This window comes from Actinomadura rifamycini DSM 43936 (genome assembly GCF_000425065.1).
GTDB classification, from domain to species: domain Bacteria; phylum Actinomycetota; class Actinomycetes; order Streptosporangiales; family Streptosporangiaceae; genus Spirillospora; species Spirillospora rifamycini.
Genome location: NZ_AULB01000012.1, coordinates 97,385 through 114,250 on the forward strand (window position 1 = coordinate 97,385; position 16,866 = coordinate 114,250).

Consider the following 16,866-nt stretch of genomic DNA (forward strand, 5'->3'; position numbering starts at 1 on the left):
CCGGGCCTCAGACCAGCGACCAGGCGAGGCCGTCGAGGATGTCGTGCTCGCTGACCACGACCGCCCCGAACCCGTACTCGCGCATGATCCGGTCGAGGATGAGGGCGCCCGCGCCGATCACGTCGACCCGCCCCGGATGCATGACGCCGAACCGGGACCGCTCGTCCCGCGTCGCGTGCAGCAGCCGCCGCGTCACCTCGTGCACCTGCGCCGCCATGACGCGCGACAGGTGGATGCGGGACGGGTCGTACTCGGGCAGGTCGAGCGCGATGCCCGACACCGTCGTCACCGACCCGGCGAGGCCGACGAGCGTGCGCGCCTCGTCCACCGGCACGGTCTCCCGGACGGCCGCGAGCTGGGCGTCGATGTCGGCGACGGCCGCCGCGATCTGCTCCGGCGACGGCGGGTCGCCGTCCTTCAGGTGCCGCTCGGTCATCCGCACGCAGCCGATGTCGATCGACCGCGCCGCCTGCACCGACGTGCTGCCCAGCACGAACTCGGTGGAGCCGCCGCCGATGTCGACCACCAGGTAGGGGCGGGCCGGGCGCAGCTCCGCCAGCTCGCGGGTCGCGCCGACGAACGACAGCTCCGCCTCCTCGTCCCCGGTGATCACCTCGGGGACGACGCCGAAGATGTCCACGACGCCGCGGACGAACGCGTCCCGGTTCGCCGCGTCGCGGGTCGCGCTCGTCGCGACGACGCGGACCTTGTCGGCGGCTCCGTGCCGGTCGATCAGCTCCGCGTAGCCGCGCATCGCGGCGAACGTCCGCTCCAGCGCGGCGGGCGACAGCCGCCCGGTCTCGTCCACGCCCTCGCCGAGCCGGACGATCTCCATCCGGCGCTCGACGTCGGCGAGGGAGCCCGCCGCGGGGTCGATGTCGGCGATGAGCAGGCGGACGGAGTTGGTGCCGCAGTCGACGGCGGCGACGCGCGTCACCGGGCCTCCTCGGGGTCGTCGGTGTCCTCGGTGTCCTCGGTGGCGGCGGGGCCGCCGGGGGCCTCGGGATGGACGCACGGCCCGGACCGCCACCACTCCGGCAGCGCGTCCAGCGCCTCCCGGCCGAACGGGTTCGCGCCCGGGACGGCGAGCTCGTGCGCGATCAGGGCGTGCAGGCACTTCACCCGCTCGGGCATCCCGCCCGCGCTCTGCATGCCCGCGGGCAGCGGCTCCAGGCCGTCCTCGCGGGCGGCCAGGTCGCGGCGCCGCAGGTAGTCCTCGTGGGCCCGGACGTACGCGGCCTTCAGGTCCGGGTCGTCCGCGAGCCGCGCCTGCATCTCCCGCATCACGCCGCTCCCCTCGAGCGTCCCGATCGCCGAGGCGGCCTTCGGGCACGTCAGGTAGAACAGCGTCGGGAACGGGGTCCCGTCGGGCAGCCGCGGCGCCGTCTCGATCACGGCGGGATTCCCGCACGGGCAGCGGTGGGCCACCCGGCGGACGCCGCGCGGCACCCGGCCGAGCTGGGCCGCCACCGCCGCCTCGTCCCGCGGGGAGATGCCTTCGGCCGCCGGTTCGGCGCGTTCGTCGATCATGTCATGCGTCCCCACCCGCGCGTCCCGCCTTCCGTTCCGTCTCGGTTCCCGGCGGTCAGCGCGGCCTGTCGGCGGCCTCCACGGACCGCCAGAGCGTCTCGTACCACGGCGGCCTGCGCGGCTCGCCGTCCTTCGCGGCCCGCCGCTCCCCGTCGCCGCCGCCGTCCAGGACGATGTAGCACTTCGCGTCCGGGCGGCAGTAGTGGAGGCGCTGCGTGGCCTCCCGCTCAATGTACGACTCGTCGCCGAGCCGCCGCTTCTGCTCCTCGAGCCGCTCCACCTTCTGGCGGGCCAGCGCCTCCTGCTGCCGCAGCTCGGCGATCTCCTGGCGCTGCGCGATGTACTCCCGCACGGGGTACGCCAGGCTCAGCGCGATCGCGCACATCACGACCGCGAGGATCGCCGCGCGGCTGGTCAGCGCGTGTGCGCCGCGCCGGGCGCCTCCCGGGGCGTCGCCCCGGGAGGCGTCCTGCGGACGGTCGTGTTCGGCTGCCATCGGCCGCGCGGTCAGCCGCGCGGCGTGAACCGCGGGAACGCGGCCGCGCCGGCGTAGCGGGCGGCGTCGTCCAGCAGCTCTTCGATGCGCAGCAGCTGGTTGTACTTCGCGACGCGGTCGCTGCGCGCCGGGGCGCCCGTCTTGATCTGGCCGCAGTTCGTCGCGACGGCCAGGTCGGCGATCGTGGTGTCCTCGGTCTCGCCGGACCGGTGGCTCATCATGCAGCGGTAGCCGCTGGTCTGCGCGAGCGACACCGCGTCGAGGGTCTCGCTGAGCGTGCCGATCTGGTTGACCTTGACGAGCAGCGCGTTCGCCGCGCCGGACCCGATGCCGCGGGCGAGCCGCTCCGGGTTGGTGACGAACAGGTCGTCGCCGACGAGCTGCACCCGGTCGCCGACGGCCGCGGTGAGCCCCTCCCAGCCCGTCCAGTCCTCCTCGTCGAGGGGGTCCTCGATGGAGACGAGCGGGTACTCGGCGACCAGCTCGCCGTAGTAGGCGGCCATGTCGTCGGCCGAGCGCTTCACGCCCTCGAAGGTGTACATGCCGTCGGCGTGGAACTCGGTCGCGGCGACGTCGAGGGCGAGCGCGATGTCGCGGCCCGGCGTGAAGCCGGCCTGCCGGATCGCCTCCATGATCAGGTCGAGGGCGTCGCGGTTGCTGGGCAGGTCGGGCGCGAAGCCGCCCTCGTCGCCGAGCCCGGTGTTCAGCCCCTTGCCCTTCAGCACCTTCTTCAGCGCGTGGTACGTCTCGGCGCCCCACCGCACCGCCTCGGCGAACGTCGACGCCCCGATCGGCGCGATCATGAACTCCTGGACGTCCACGTTGGTGTCGGCGTGCGCGCCGCCGTTCAGGATGTTCATCATCGGCACCGGCAGCAGGTGCGCGTTCGCGCCGCCGACGTACCGGAACAGCGGCAGCCCCGCCGACTCGGCCGCGGCCTTCGCCACCGCCAGGCTCACCCCGAGGATCGCGTTCGCGCCGAGGGCCGACTTCGCGGGCGTCCCGTCCAGGTCGATCAGCCGCTGGTCGATCAGCCGCTGGTCGGCCGCGTCCCAGCCGACGAGCTTGTCGTCGATGGTGTCGTTGACGGCCTTGACCGCGTTCCGCACGCCCTTGCCGCCGTACCGCTCGCCGCCGTCCCGCAGCTCGACCGCCTCGAACTGGCCGGTGGACGCACCGCTCGGCACCGCGGCCTGCGCCTCGGTCCCATCATCGAGCAGTACCTCGACCTCCACGGTCGGGTTGCCGCGGGAGTCGAGGATCTCCCGGGCGAGTACGGCGTTGATGGACGACACGGGGAACCCCCTGCATAGGAATGATCTGGTGCGACTCACGAGCCTAGCCGGTCCGTCCGGGGAGGCGCCTCCCGGCGCGGGGCTTTGCGGGACCCGGCGGAAGCACGATCTTTTTACCCGGGGAGGTCGGTCCTGTTTGCCCGGTGAGGTAAGGAACATCGGGTACCGGCTCAACGTCCGAAGCGCCCCGGAACGGGGTGCGCAACCTCGGGGAGGTCGTCATCCGTGTCGGGCTCCGCGGCATCGTCGACGGCGTGACCCGCCGCTTCTGGCGGATCGTCCTGCACCACTCGCAGATCAGGGTGCGCGTGACCGCGTCGGCGGTCCTCGCGACGCTGGTCCTCGCCGCGGTGGCGTGCGCGCTGCTTCTGGTGGCGACCCGGCGGAACGTGGTCGGCGACGTGCAGGCGGAGCTGGGGCGCGAGGCCCGGCGCGTCGTCACCGTCGTCCGCTCCGGGGAGCTGAGGGACCGCAACCGGATCTTCGCGTCGGACGGCGACCTGCTGCAGGTCGTGGACGCACGGGGCCGGGTGGTGGGGTCGAGCCCCGCGATGGACGGGCGGCCGGCGGTGGCGTTCCCCCCGCCGCCTCCCGGTGACGACCGGCGGGAGGGGCACGGCTGCGACCTCGACGTACCGGGCGGCCGCTGCCACCTCGTCGTGGAGTACCGCGTGGACATGCCGTCGGGGCCGTTCTACGTGTTCGCGCTGGCGCCCGAGCCGGCGCTCCTGCCACGGCCCGTGGCGGCCGTCCTGGCGATCCTCGGCGTGCCGTTCCTCGGGGCGCTCGCCGGATACGGCACGTGGGTAGCGGTGGGGCGGACGCTGCGGCCGGTGGCCGCGATCCGGCGGGAGCTCGACGAGATCACGATGACGGACCTGGAGCGGCGGGTGCCGGTGCCGGGGAAGCGGGACGAGATCGCGCTGCTGGCGGAGAGCGTGAACGCGACGCTCGACCAGCTGGAGAAGGCGGTGGCGCGGCAGCGGGCGTTCGTGTCGGACGTGTCGCACGAACTGCGCAGCCCGCTGACGGGGCTGCGGATGGAGCTGGAGCTGGCGATGTCGGATCCGGAGGCGACGGATCTGACGGAGACGCTGCGGGCGCTGCTGGCCAACACCGACCGGGTCGCGGCGGTGGCGGACGACCTGCTGGCGCTGGCGCGGCTGGAGGCGGACGGGCAATTCCCGCGGGAGCCGGTCGACCTGGCGGAGCTGGCCGACCAGGAGGTCCTGCGCCGGCCGCGCCGCAGCCGGGTCACGGTGTTCTCGGAGGGGCCCGCCGCGGTGCACGGCGGGCGGTCCGAGCTGGCGCGTGCGCTGACGAACCTGCTGGACAACGCGGACCGGCACGCGACCGGGGAGGTGACGGTGGTGGTGCGGACCGAGGCGGAGGCGGCGGTCGTCGAGGTGATCGACGACGGGCCGGGGATCGCGCCGGCGGACCGGGAGCGGGTGTTCGAGCGGTTCACCCGGCTGGCCCAGGGCCGGCACCGCGACGCGGGCGGCACCGGCCTCGGCCTGGCGATCTCCCGGGACATCGCGGAGGCGCACGGCGGCACGCTGGTGCTGACGGACCGGACGGACGGGCGGCCCGGCGCGCGGTTCGTGCTGCGCCTGCCGGGCCCGCGGCCGGACGAGCGCTCGCCCCGCTGAGCGCTGCCCGCCGCACGCGCCGCACGCCCCGCGCGCCCGGCGGGGGTCAGGTGCCGCGCATCAGCCGTTCGCGTTCGGCTTCGAGCTCCTCGATCTGACCGGCGAGCTCCTCGCGGGCCGCGAGGTTCTGCCCGGCGTCCACCATGTCGTGGGGGCCGTCCACGGAGGGGTCGATGTCGCCGCGCATCCGCGCGAGGTCCTCGTCGATCTCCCGGATCCGGGCGCTGCGTTCCTCGTCGCTCATCCGTTGACTCATACGCCGTCCCATGCCCGCTTCGGGCGTGTTGTCACAAGATGCGCAGGACGGTCTTGCCGCGCGCGCCGCCCGCCCGGTTGCGGGCGAGGGCGTCCGGCGCGGCGTCCAGCGGCGCCTCGCGCTCGATGCGGACGCGCAGCTCCCCCGCGTCGAGGAGGCCGGCGATCCGGTCGAGGGCCCCGGCGGTGGGACGGTCGTCGTAGTTGACGCCCCGGAGGCCGTGCGCGGCCATCGTGTCCGGGTCGGCGGTCCACACGGTGCTGACGCAGGTGCCGCCGGGGTGCAGCAGGCGGGCCAGCTCGGCGGTCCGCGCGGTGTCCCCGGCGAGGACGATGAGGGCGTCGACGCCCGCGGAGTGGACGGCCAGCACCTGCTCGTTCAGGTCCCCGGCGGTGTGGTCGACGGTGTGCGCGGCGCCGAGGCGGCGCATCGTCCCGGCCGTGTCGGCGCGGGCGGTGGCGATGACCGTCGCGCCGGCGCGGGCGGCGAGCTGCACGGCGGCCTGCCCGACGCCGCCGGTCGCACCGGCGATCAGGACCGTCCGCCCCTCGCCCGCCCCCTCGCCGAGCCCGGCCCGCTCGACCACGTCCAGCGCCGTGGCGCACGCGGTCGGCACCGCCGCGGCCTCCGTGTAGATCATCGACGCGGGCATCCGGGCGACCGGGCCGTCCTCCCGGACGACGGCGTACTCGGCGTACGAGCCGCGGCCGCGCTCGACGTCGGTGAAGACCCCGTAGACCTGCTCGCCGTGCCGCAGCCGGGTGACGCCCTCGCCCGCGTCCTCGACGACCCCGGCGCCGTCGGCCCCGAGGACGAGCGGGAACACGGCGTCGGCGGTGTCCTTGAGCATCCCGTCGGCGATGCGCCAGTCGAGCGGGTTGAGCCCGGCGGCGACCAGCTTCACGAGGATCTCGCCGGGACCCGGCTCGGGTCGCGGCAGGTAGGTGAGCGCCGGTGTGGCGCCGTATTCGGACACGGCGATGGCTCGCATGACGATCGTCCCCCCGGATCGGTCGTGCGGGGCGGGATCACACCCCGCCAAATGATCTACCCGCGGTCCGGGACGTCACACGGCGTCAGTCGCCGGCGGGGCCGTTCGGGTCCGGCGGGCCGCCCGCGTCGGGCGGCAGGGAGGCGTCGGGCGGGATCGTCGGGGAGTCGCCGGGACCGCCGTCGCCCGGGTCCCCGTCGCCGGGCTCGTCCTCGTCCTCGGGCCCGTCGCTGACCCGGACGGTGATCGTGGAGCCGGGCTCGGCGGAGCCGGGGCCGGGCGTCATCTCGGCGACCGTCCCGCGCGGGTACCGGGAGGGCATGCGGTCGCCGAAGCTGACCCGGAACCCGGCGGACCGCAGCCGGTCGAGGGCGTCCCCGAGGTCCATGCCGCGGACGTCCGGGACGTCGACGCGGTCGAGGCCGCTGCCCTTGCTGAAGAAGTGCCCCGGCGGCCGGTGGAACGGGGACGCCTCGGTGCCCTGGAGGGCGCCGCGCATGCTCTGCTGCCAGATCGGCGCGGGGAGCGTCGCGCCGTAGACGGCGCCGTAGCAGCGGCCGTCGATGCAGACGCTCGTCATCGGGTGGTCGTAGCCGCCGCGCGGGTCGCCGACCCAGACGGCGGACGCCAGGTCGGGGGTGTAGCCGGCGAACCAGGCGGCGGAGAAGTTGTCGACGGTGCCGGTCTTCCCAGCGGCGGGGCGGCCGATGCCCCTCCCCGCGGCGGTGCCGTCGGTGAGCACGCCGCGCAGGACGTGGCTGACGCCGTCGGCGACGCCCTCGTCGATCACCTGCTCGCAGTTCGCGTCCGGGACGTCGAGCTTCTTGCCGGACGCGTCCGCGACCTTCGTGATCGCGATGGGCTCGCAGTACTCGCCGCGGGCGCCGAACGCGGCGTAGGCGGCGGCGAGGCGCAGCGGGGAGACGGGGTTGAAGCCGAGCGTGAACGACGGGTACTGCTCCAGCGGCTCGCCGTTCGCCTGCCGCATCCCGAGCTTCTCGGCCATCTCGACGGTGTCGCAGAGGCCGACCTCCTTCTGCAGCGCGAGGAAGAAGGTGTTGACCGAGTTCCGCGTGCCGGTCACGAGACTGAACCGGCGGCCGCCCTCGCCGTCGGCGGAGTTGCGCAGGCGTGCGTTCGGGTCGCCGACGCGCTCGCCGTCGCAGTTGCGGAAACCGGTGGGCGTGTACGCGCGGGGCGCCATCAGGCGGGTGCCGAGCGGCATGCCCTCGTCCAGCGCGGCCGCCAGCGTGAACGGCTTGAACGTCGATCCGGCCTGCATGCCGATGCTGGAGCCGTGGCTGGCGTCGGCGGCGAAGTTGATCCAGGTCTTGCCGCGCTCGGTGCCGTCGCCCATCTCGCGGCCGACGACCATGGCCTTGATGCGGCCGGTGCCGGGTTCGACCATCGCCTGGGCGGCGGCGAGGCGCGCGTCGTTCTTCGGCGGAACGAACCGTTCGACGGCGCGCTGCGCGGCCCGCTGCGCCTTCGGGTCGAGCGTCGTGTGGATCGTGAGGCCGCCGCGCTTGAGGAGCCGCTCGCGCTCCTTGGCCGTCTCGCCGAACGCCTTGTCGGTGAGGATCTCGCGCTGCACGTAGTCGCAGAAGAAGGGCGCGCCGCTGGACACGCAGCCGTTGTCGACCTCCTCCAGCTTCAGGTCGACCGGACGCTCCTTCACCCGGGCGGCCTCGGCGGGGTCGGCCCAGCCGAGGTCCACCATCCGGTCGAGGACGACGTCGCGGCGCTCGCGCGCCATGTCGGGGTGCTCGACGGGGTTGTAGGCGTGCGGGTAGCGGATGACGCCGGCGAGCAGCGCCGCCTCCCCGAGGTCCAGCTCGGACGCGTGCTTGGAGAAGTAGTGCCGGGACGCGGCCTCGATGCCGTAGGCGCCGTCGCCGAAGTAGGCGATGTTGAGGTAGCGGCGGAGGATCTCGTCCTTGGACAGCCGCTCCTCGATCGCCACCGCGTACCGCAGCTCGCGGATCTTGCGGGCGACGGTGACCTCCGTGGCGGCCGTCCGCTCGGCGTCCGACTCGGCCTGGACGAGCAGCAGGTTCTTCACGTACTGCTGCGTGATGCCCGACCCGCCCTGCTCGACGTCGCCGCTGGTCAGGTTGGTCGCGAGCGCCCGCAGCGTGCCCTCGGTGTCGAGCGCGCCGTGCTCGTAGAACCGGCTGTCCTCGATCGCGACGACCGCCTCGCGCATGATCGGCGCGATGTCGTCCAGGTCGACGTTCACGCGGTTCTGGTAGAAGAACGTGGCGATCTTCGAGCCGTCCGCGGCGAGGATCGTGGAGCGCTGCGGGACGCCGAGGCCCTCCAGCCCCTCGGGCGCGTTCTGGAACCAGCGGGCCGCGTCGCGCGCGCCGACGCCCGCGGTGCAGGCGGTGGGGATCAGCATGAGGGCGACGAGCACCCCGGCGACGCCGCTCAGCGACGCGAGGCCGCGGACGGCGCGCAGCTTCTCGGCGCGGGTGGTCCTCCCGGTCAGCCACCGGCGCCGCCGGCGGCCGGATCCGGACACGGGTACGAGCGTTCCGTTCCCGCCTCGGCGGTCACTCGCGTCGACTTCCGTCTCGGCCGGCACGCGCCCAGCGTAGACGCGCGCCCCCCGGCGGACCACCCCATCGCGGAGTATCCGGGCGAAGTCGCGCTTATCAGGCGTTCGGCCGCCGCCGTTCCCAAGCACGGACACGGTCTCGGAATACCCGCGAAACGGCGCGCAACTCCGCTTCGGGGTCCAGGCCGGCCTCGCGCGCCTCTGCGACGAGCGCGAACAGCCGCACCCCCAGGTCGCTCGCCCCGGCCTCCCCGGCCTCCCCGGCCTCTCCGGGCGCGGGCGCGAGGTCGGCGGGCGCCTTCATCCGCGCCGCGCGGCGCTGCAACTGCGCCGCCAGCGACAGCGCCGGCTGCGCCATCGGGACGCCGTCGAGCGCGGACGCGTCCGCGCCGTGCTTCGCCTCCCGCTCGGCCGCCTTGATCTGGTCCCAGTTCGCGTTGACCTCGTCGGCGCCGCTCACCGCGACGTCCGCGAACACGTGCGGGTGCCGCCGGACGAGCTTGTCGACGATGCCCGCCGCGACGTCGTCGATCGTGAACTCCGTGCCGTCCGTCCGCTCGGCGGCCACCACCGAGTGGAACGCGACCTGCATCAGCACGTCGCCCAGTTCCTCGCGCAGCGCGCCCAGGTCGCCCGACTCCACCGTGTCGAGGACCTCGTACGACTCCTCCAGCAGGTACGGGACGAGCGACGCGTGCGTCTGCTCCCGGTCCCACGGGCACTCGCGGCGCAGCGTGTCCATCACCGACACCAGGTCGAGCAGCCGCGCGCCCGGCAGGTCGTACGAGCCGTGCAGCACCTCGACGTCCAGCGGGTCGGCGACGACCAGGGCGCCGACCTCGCGGAGCAGCGCCTCGTCGCCCTCGGGCGCCGCCACCCACACGACGTCCGCGGCGCGGGCGGCGGCGACCAGCGCGGCCGGGTCGGGCGCGGGCGCCTCCTCGACGGCGACGTCCGCGTCCGCCAGGGACGGCAGCAGCGGGTGCCCGGCGGGCGCGAGGACGCGCGCGGCCGTCCGCAGCCGCTCCCACGCCCGCCAGGACAGCAGGCCGGGCGCGACGCGGTGGGTGGTGGCGAGCAGGGTCAGGCTCATGCCCGCGCGGATTCCGTCGCGGGGGTCGACAGCTCCTCGGACAGCGGCCCGATCGCGACCCGCTGCGGGTCGAACGACCCGTACCGGGGGTTGATCTCGACGTCCATCGCGCCGGCCGTCTCCACGAGCAGGGCCTGAAACCGCTGCGTCGCCTGCATGTTCGCGGGGCTCTGCGGGACGCCGTCCGCGCCGAAGTGCCGCATCAGCGCGTCCTGGACGGCCATGAACCGTGCGAAGTCGCGGGTGCGCTCGCGCGGCAGGCCGTTCGCCAGCGTGATGGTCTCGGCGCTCGCGCCGCCGCGGCCCAGCAGGTCGACGATCTCGGCGGTCCGGCCGCCCGACACCGTGACGCCCGCGCGTTCGGCGGCCTCGTCGGCGATGCGGAACGACACCAGGAGGTTGAGCGCGCCGCGCATGTCGGCCTCGCCCGGCTCGGCGGGCGCCGTGCCGGGCTCGCCGGCCTGCGCCGCCCCGTTGCCGGACCGCGCCCAGATCTGCCCGGCGGCCGGGTCGCGCCGGAGCTGCCCCCACCAGGTCTCGACGGTGTCGCCGAGCGTGCGGACGGTGATGCGGTCGCCGTCGACGAGGGCGGCGGTGCCCGCCTTCGGCGCGGCGTCGCAGCCGGCGAGCGCGCCCGCGGCCAGCACCGCGGCGAGCGCGGCGGCCGGGACGCGCCTCAGGGACTTACCGGGCACGGAACCCTCCACTCCTCGGTGATCAAGCGGTCGCGGGCAGCCTACCGAGCCGACCCGGCGGCGGGCGAGGACTCCAGGAACAGGGCGTCCACCAGGTCGCTCGCCCAGGCCAGCAGCTCCTGGTCGCGCAGCGGCCGGCCGCCGAGCGGCTTGGTCTTCGGCATCGGCACCAGCAGCGTCTCGTTCGCGGTCTTCAGGATGCTCTTCGGGTAGAGCCGGTTCAGCCGCACCTGCCGCGAGTCGGGCAGGTCGACGGGCGTGAACTTGACGAAGTTGCCCTGCAGGGTGACGTCGTTCAGCCCGGCCCGGCGCGCCTTCGCCCGGAACCGCGCCACCTCCAGCAGGTTCAGCACCGGGACGGGGAGCGGGCCGAAGCGGTCCTTCAGCTCGTCGTGCACGACGGCGATCTCGTCCTCCGACGTGATCGCGGCGATGCGGCGGTAGGCGTCCAGGCGGAGCCGCTCCCCCGGCACGTACTCGTGCGGCAGGTGCGCGTCCACCGGCAGCTCGACCTTCGTCTCGGCCTGCTCCGGCTCGCCGCCCTCCTTCAGCTCCCGGACCGCCTCCCCGACCATCCGGACGTACAGGTCGAACCCGACGCCCGCGACGTGCCCGGACTGCTCGGCGCCCAGGATGTTGCCCGCGCCGCGGATCTCCAGGTCCTTCATCGCGACGTACATGCCCGCGCCGACCTCGGTGTGCTGGGCCAGCGTCGCGAGCCGCTCGTGCGCCGTCTCCGTCAGCGGCGTCTCCGGCGGGTACAGGAAGTACGCGTACGCCCGCTCCCGGCCGCGCCCGACCCGGCCGCGGAGCTGGTGCAGCTGCGACAGCCCGTACATGTCGGCGCGGTCCACGATGAGGGTGTTGGCGTTGGGGACGTCCAGGCCCGACTCGACGATCGTCGTCGCGACCAGCACGTCGTAGTTCTTCTCCCAGAAGTCGACCATGACCCGTTCGAGCTGCTGCTCGTTCATCTGGCCGTGCGCGGTCGCGATCCGCGCCTCCGGCACGAGCCGCGCCAGGTTCGCCGCGACCTTGTCGATCGACCGCACCCGGTTGTGCACGAAGAACACCTGGCCCTCGCGCAGCAGCTCCCGGCGGATCGCCGCCGCGATCTGCTTCTCCTGGTACGGCCCGACGAACGTGAGGATCGGGTGCCGCTCCTCCGGCGGGGTCAGGATCGTCGACATCTCCCGGATGCCGGTGAGCCCCATCTCCAGCGTCCGCGGGATCGGCGTCGCCGACATCGCCAGCACGTCCACCTGCGTCCGCAGCCGCTTCAGCTCCTCCTTGTGCTCGACGCCGAACCGCTGCTCCTCGTCGATGATCACCAGGCCGAGCTTCTTGAACCGGGTCTGCGACGACAGGATCCGGTGCGTCCCGACGACCACGTCGACCGTGCCGGCCGCCAGGCCCTCCAGCGTCGCCTCGATCTCCTTGTCGGTCTGGAACCGGCTGACCGGCTTCACCTGGACCGGGAACGCCGCGAACCGCTCGCTGAACGTCGACAGGTGCTGCTGCACCAGCAGCGTCGTCGGCACCAGCACCGCGACCTGCATCCCGTCCTGGACGGCCTTGAACGCCGCCCGCACCGCGATCTCCGTCTTGCCGTAGCCGACGTCGCCGCAGATCAGCCGGTCCATCGGGACGGCCTTCTCCATGTCGGCCTTGACCTCGTCGATCGCGGCGAGCTGGTCGGGCGTCTCCACGTACGGGAACGCGTCCTCCAGCTCCCGCTGCCACGGCGTGTCCGTGCCGAACGCGTGCCCCGGGCTCGCCATCCGCGCCGAGTACAGCCGGATCAGCTCCCCGGCGATCTGCCGGACCGCCTTGCGCGCCCGCGACTTCGCCTTCTGCCAGTCGGCGCCGCCGAGCCGGTGCAGGCTCGGCGCCTCCCCGCCCACGTACCGGGTCAGCTCCTCGAGCTGGTCGGTCGGGACGAACAGCCGGTCGCTCTTGGCGTACTCCAGGATCAGGTACTCGCGGGTCGCGCCCTGCACGGTGCGGCTGACCATCTCCACGTACCGTCCGACGCCGTGCTGCTCGTGCACCACGTAGTCGCCGGGGCGCAGCTGCAGCGGGTCGATGCCGCCGCGCCGCCGCGACGGCATCCGCCGCGCGTCCTTCGTGGACGACCGCTGCCCCGACAGGTCGGTCTCGGTGAGCACCGCGAGCTTCACGTGCTCCCAGACGAACCCGTTCTCCAGCAGCCCGGTCGTCACGTTCACGACCGACGGGCCGGGCGTCCCGGCCACGTCCGTGAGCCGCGCGCCGAGCCCCTCGTCGCCGACGAGCTGGACGAGCCGCTCCGCGGGGCCGTGCCCGGCGGTGACGAGCACGACCCGCCAGCCGCCGTCGATCCAGCCCTTCAGGTCGGCGACGACCCGGCCGGTGTCGCCCCGGTACGCCTCGGCCGCGCGCGCCCCGAGGTCGAGCAGTTCGACGTCGTCCTCGAACAGCGCCTCGTCCGCGGCGGCCCCGCCGGTCTCGTCCGTCGCGCCGGGCGTCAGCGCGGTCACCGTCCAGCGCGGCAGCCCCAGCTCCCGGCTGTGCAGCCGCACCTCCTCCAGGGAGCGGAACGCGGCGGCGCCCAGGTCGATCGGCGCCGCCCCGCCCGCGGCCGCGTTGACCCAGCTCGCCTCCAGGAACTCCTGGCTGGTGCGGACGAGCTCGGCCGAGCGGGTCCGGATCCGCTCGGGCTCGCACACCAGCAGCGCGGAGCCGTCGGGGAGCAGGTCGGTCAGCAGCTCCATGCTGTCGGCGAGGACGGGCGAGAACGCCTCCATCCCCTCGACGGTGTCGCCGTCGGCGATCCGGCCGAGGATGTCCTCCAGCGCGGGATGCTCGGCGGCCAGCGCGCGCGCCCGCTCCCGCACCTGCGCGGTCAGCGGCAGCTCCCGGCACGGCGGCGCCCACAGCCCGTCCTGCGCGACCTCCAGGGACCGCTGGTCGGCGGCCTTGAAGTAGCGGACCTCCTCGACGGTGTCGCCCCAGAACTCCACCCGCAGCGGGTGCTCCTCGGTCGGCGGGAACACGTCCAGGATCCCGCCGCGCACCGCGATCTCGCCGCGCTTCTCCACCAGGTCGACCCGGTGGTACCCGGCGTCGACGAGCCGGCGGACCGCGTCGTCCATGTCGGCGTCCGCGCCGGACGCCAGCCGCACCGGCTCCAGGTCGGCCAGGCCGGACACGATCGGCTGCAGCACGGCCCGCACCGGCGTGACGACGACGTCCAGGCGCCCGCCCTTGCCGCCGGACGCCCCGTCCGGCGCGGGGTCGGCGCCGTCGGCGTCCGGGTGCACGAGGCGGCGCAGCACCGCGAGGCGCTGCCCGACGGTGTCGGACCGCGGCGACAGCTTCTCGTGCGGCAGCGTCTCCCACGCGGGGAAGTGCGCGACCCGGCCCGGGTCCAGCAGGCTCGACAGGGCGGCGGTCAGGTCCTCGGCCTCCCGGCCGGTCGCCGTCACCGCCAGCACCGTCCCGCCCGTCCCGCCCGGCCCGCCGGACACCCGGCGGCTCAGCGCCGCGGCCAGGACCGGCCACAGCGCGGGGGGCGCGACCACCTGGTGGTCGGTGCGCACCCGCTCCAGCGCGCGTGACAGCCCGGCATCGGTGCACGCCAGATCGACAAGTCCAGAAAGCGTCATGTTCGCCCGCTCAATCGCAAAGACCCCGAGGCAGGGCAGCCCGAAGACCCGGAATCCCGCGTGGACCCGGTACCGCTTACCAGGGTACGCGCCCCGCCGACCCGCCCGCGTTTCACCGCCGCGACCGGCGATGATTGCGGAGCGCGACACGGCCGTTACCAAGAATGCGCAAATAGCGGACAGAGCGCATCCGGACGGTTACGCTGCGGAACTGTGACCGATCTGCGTACGCCGCCGGTCGACGGCGGCGACCTCTTCTCCGAACGCGCCCGGCAGTACGCCCTCGAGAAGCCCCTGCAGCGGATCCACATCCTGGAGGCCGGATGCGGCTGGGGCACGGGGCTGAACCTCGGCGGCCGCGCCCACGTCGCCACCGGCGTCGACATGGACGTCCCGGAGCTGCGCGCGTACACCTGCGAGCGCACCGACCTGGACTCCTGGCACCTGGGCGACCTGCGCACCGTCCCGCTGCCGCCGCGCTCCTACGACGTGGTCCACGCCTCCTACCTCATCGAACGGGTCCCGCACGCCGAACTCGTCCTGGACCGGTTCGTCGCCGCGCTCAAGCCCGGCGGGCTGCTGCTGGTGCGGATGCGCGACCGCGACACCGCGTTCGGCTTCCTCGACCGCACGCTCCCGCACCGGCTCCGGCCCGTCCGGCGGCGGCGCCGGCCGCGGCCCGGACGGGCGCAGCGCGGGGCGCACGCGCGCGTCGCGCCCGGCGGCGGGCCGGCGCCCGCGCCGCGGCCGGCGGCCGGGCCGCCGGCCGCCGTCTACGAGCGGGTCGCGTCGCGGCGGGGCCTGCGCTGGTACTGCACGATGCGCGGGCTCGTCGTCGCCGAGGAGTACACCTCCCGCGCGTCCCTCGACGGACTCGGGGCCGGATCCGGCCCCGCCGACCTGCTGTGCCGGCTCGTCTCGCTCTGCACCCGCGGGCGGCTCACCGCCGCGCACAGCGACGTGACACTGGTCATCCGCAAACCCGAGAACCGTTTCGCGCGGGTCATCTGAGGCGGTCACGGGCGCGCCGGAGATGCGGGCACCTGAGCCGCCGCAGTATTTTCTGCAGCGCGAACACGTTCCCACCTGGATCAGCCCGGCACCGTCCCGGGCAAGATCGGAGACCGCGGTGACCGCCGAAGCCGGCCTTCCCGACACGCTGCGCGACCTGCCCGCCTGGACGCCGGAACCGGTGGAGCTCGCCGACCTGGAGCTGATCCTGGCCGGCGTCTACCGGCCGCTCACGGGCTTCCTCGGCTCGTTCGACGCGGCGATGGTCATCGCCGGCGGCCGGCTGGCCGACGGCACCCCCTGGCCCGTGCCCGTCACCCTCTCCGTCCCGAAGGAGCTGACCGAGCACGACCGGCTCGTCCTCCAGGACCCCGAGGGCGTCCCGCTCGCCGTCCTGACCGTCGAGGAGCGCTGGCAGGACCCGACGTCCGGCGACCAGCGCCTCGCGGGCCCGCTGGAGGCCCTCCGCGCCCCGGCGCACGGACCGTTCCACGCGATGCGCCGCCGCCCCGACGAGATGGAGCCGGCCGCCGGGCCCGTCCTGGCCGTCGCCACCCGCGACTTCCTGCACCGCCGCCAGCTCGGCCAGATCCGCCAGGTCGCCGAGCGCCTCGGCGCGGGCGTCCTGCTGATGCCGCTGCTCGGCGGCGGGCACGACGAGTCGCTCGTCCGCGCGCTGCTCGCCGTCCGCCGCGAACTGCCCGGCGCGCGGGTCGTCCCCGTGCCGCTGCCCGCCCGCGGCGACGGCGAGCGGGACGTCGTCCTGCGCGCCCACGTCGCCGCCGCGTACGGGGCGACGCACCTGCTCGCCGAGCTGGAGCCCGAGGACGTCCCGATCCCCGTCGCCGTCCCCGAGCCGTGGGCCTACGACGCCGACGTCGAGGTGTGGCGCCCGGTCGCCCGCATCGAGCCCGACCACGTCCAGGCCGAGCTGAGCCCCGAGCGGCTCGGCGAACTCCTCGACGCGGGCGAGCCCGTCCCCGACTGGTTCACCCCGCCCGCCGTCGCCGCCGAACTCGCCGTCGCCCGTCCGCCCAAGCGCTCGCGCGGCCTCACCGTCTTCTTCACGGGCCTGTCGGGCTCCGGCAAGTCGACCGTCGCGCGCGGCCTGTCCGACGCCCTCATCGAGCGCGGCGGCCGCACCGTCACGCTCCTGGACGGCGACGTCGTGCGCCGCATGCTCTCCGCGGGGCTCACCTTCTCGCGTCCCGACCGCGACCTGAACATCCGCCGCATCGGCTTCGTCGCGTCCGAGATCACCCGGCACGGCGGCGTCGCGATCTGCGCGCCGATCGCCCCGTACGCCGCCACGCGCGCCGAGGTCCGCCGCATGGTGGAGGCCCACGGCGACTTCATCCTCGTGCACGTGGCCACCCCGCTCGAGGAGTGCGAGCGCCGCGACCGCAAGGGCCTGTACGCCAAGGCCCGCGCCGGCCTCATCCCCGAGTTCACCGGCATCTCCGATCCCTACGAGGAGCCGGACGACGCCGACCTCGCGATCGACACCTCCCGGCTGACGCCCGAGGAGGCCGTCGACCGCGTCCTGGCCGTGCTCACCGAGGGCGGCTGGATCCGCCCCGCCTGACCTCGCCCCCGCCTGATCACCGCCCCGCCCCCGAGGGATTCGACGCGTCCCTCCG

At 74.6% G+C, this 16,866-nt stretch carries 13 protein-coding genes; 3 read left to right on the forward strand and 10 right to left on the reverse strand.

Annotated elements, in window-relative coordinates:
• Window positions 1-7 precede the first annotated feature (7 nt).
• From H505_RS0112125 to eno, 4 genes are read right to left on the reverse strand one after another with little or no spacing between them, the layout of a single operon-like run.
• Entirely contained in the window at window positions 8-937 is a 930-nt protein-coding gene (locus H505_RS0112125; RefSeq protein ID WP_026402206.1) for a Ppx/GppA phosphatase family protein, read from the reverse strand.
• Window positions 934-1,530: a DUF501 domain-containing protein gene (locus tag H505_RS0112130; RefSeq protein WP_034517678.1), complete on the reverse strand. Its 597-nt coding sequence runs from the start codon at window positions 1,528-1,530 to the stop codon at window positions 934-936. The genes H505_RS0112125 and H505_RS0112130 overlap by 4 nt, the downstream gene beginning before the upstream one ends.
• A 55-nt stretch (window positions 1,531-1,585) precedes the next feature.
• Window positions 1,586-2,026 (reverse strand): FtsB family cell division protein, encoded by a 441-nt coding sequence (locus H505_RS0112135; RefSeq protein WP_084550158.1) that lies wholly within the window; start codon window positions 2,024-2,026, stop codon window positions 1,586-1,588.
• 11 nt (window positions 2,027-2,037) lie between these two features.
• A complete protein-coding gene (eno, locus tag H505_RS0112140) occupies window positions 2,038-3,321 on the reverse strand; it encodes a phosphopyruvate hydratase (protein ID WP_026402209.1) in 1,284 nt (427 codons plus the stop codon).
• Between the two features lie 197 nt (window positions 3,322-3,518).
• Between eno and H505_RS0112145 the strand changes: the two genes are divergently transcribed.
• Complete coding sequence (locus H505_RS0112145) at window positions 3,519-4,973, forward strand: sensor histidine kinase (protein WP_245592491.1); 1,455 nt, start codon at window positions 3,519-3,521, stop codon at window positions 4,971-4,973.
• Between the two features lie 46 nt (window positions 4,974-5,019).
• Here H505_RS0112145 and H505_RS0112150 read toward each other — a convergent pair whose 3' ends face one another.
• From H505_RS0112150 to mfd, 6 genes are all read right to left on the reverse strand, one after another.
• Window positions 5,020-5,217 carry a hypothetical protein gene (locus H505_RS0112150; RefSeq protein WP_026402211.1) on the reverse strand — a complete coding sequence of 66 codons (198 nt, stop codon included), beginning with the start codon at window positions 5,215-5,217 and terminating at the stop codon, window positions 5,020-5,022.
• A 43-nt stretch (window positions 5,218-5,260) separates the two neighbouring features.
• Window positions 5,261-6,220 (reverse strand): NADP-dependent oxidoreductase, encoded by a 960-nt coding sequence (locus H505_RS0112155; protein ID WP_026402212.1) that lies wholly within the window; start codon window positions 6,218-6,220, stop codon window positions 5,261-5,263.
• A gap of 85 nt (window positions 6,221-6,305) precedes the next feature.
• Window positions 6,306-8,744, reverse strand: a complete 2,439-nt coding sequence (locus H505_RS41410; protein ID WP_245592492.1) for a penicillin-binding protein — start codon at window positions 8,742-8,744, stop codon at window positions 6,306-6,308.
• A 133-nt stretch (window positions 8,745-8,877) separates the two neighbouring features.
• A complete protein-coding gene (locus tag H505_RS0112165) occupies window positions 8,878-9,873 on the reverse strand; it encodes a nucleoside triphosphate pyrophosphohydrolase (RefSeq protein WP_026402213.1) in 996 nt (331 codons plus the stop codon).
• Window positions 9,870-10,568: a hypothetical protein gene (locus tag H505_RS0112170; protein ID WP_026402214.1), complete on the reverse strand. Its 699-nt coding sequence runs from the start codon at window positions 10,566-10,568 to the stop codon at window positions 9,870-9,872. The genes H505_RS0112165 and H505_RS0112170 overlap by 4 nt, the downstream gene beginning before the upstream one ends.
• A 41-nt stretch (window positions 10,569-10,609) precedes the next feature.
• On the reverse strand, window positions 10,610-14,215 hold the full coding sequence (gene mfd / locus H505_RS0112175) for a transcription-repair coupling factor (RefSeq protein ID WP_026402215.1): 3,606 nt from the start codon (window positions 14,213-14,215) through the stop codon (window positions 10,610-10,612).
• 213 nt (window positions 14,216-14,428) lie between these two features.
• Between mfd and H505_RS0112180 the strand changes: the two genes are divergently transcribed.
• Together H505_RS0112180 and cysC are read left to right on the forward strand one after the other, a co-directional pair.
• Window positions 14,429-15,226 (forward strand): class I SAM-dependent methyltransferase, encoded by a 798-nt coding sequence (locus H505_RS0112180; RefSeq protein ID WP_026402216.1) that lies wholly within the window; start codon window positions 14,429-14,431, stop codon window positions 15,224-15,226.
• A 118-nt stretch (window positions 15,227-15,344) separates the two neighbouring features.
• Complete coding sequence (gene cysC / locus H505_RS0112185) at window positions 15,345-16,811, forward strand: adenylyl-sulfate kinase (RefSeq protein ID WP_026402217.1); 1,467 nt, start codon at window positions 15,345-15,347, stop codon at window positions 16,809-16,811.
• Window positions 16,812-16,866: the final 55 nt, after the last annotated feature.

Coding starts and splice junctions, on each gene's coding strand:
- H505_RS0112130 (WP_034517678.1), bottom strand. CDS start 1,530: ATGATCGACGAACGCGCCGAACCGGCGGCCGAAGGCATCTCCCCGCGG.
- H505_RS0112135 (WP_084550158.1), bottom strand. CDS start 2,026: ATGGCAGCCGAACACGACCGTCCGCAGGACGCCTCCCGGGGCGACGCC.
- H505_RS0112150 (WP_026402211.1), bottom strand. CDS start 5,217: ATGAGCGACGAGGAACGCAGCGCCCGGATCCGGGAGATCGACGAGGAC.
- H505_RS0112155 (WP_026402212.1), bottom strand. CDS start 6,220: ATGCGAGCCATCGCCGTGTCCGAATACGGCGCCACACCGGCGCTCACC.
- H505_RS0112165 (WP_026402213.1), bottom strand. CDS start 9,873: ATGAGCCTGACCCTGCTCGCCACCACCCACCGCGTCGCGCCCGGCCTG.
- mfd (WP_026402215.1), bottom strand. CDS start 14,215: ATGACGCTTTCTGGACTTGTCGATCTGGCGTGCACCGATGCCGGGCTG.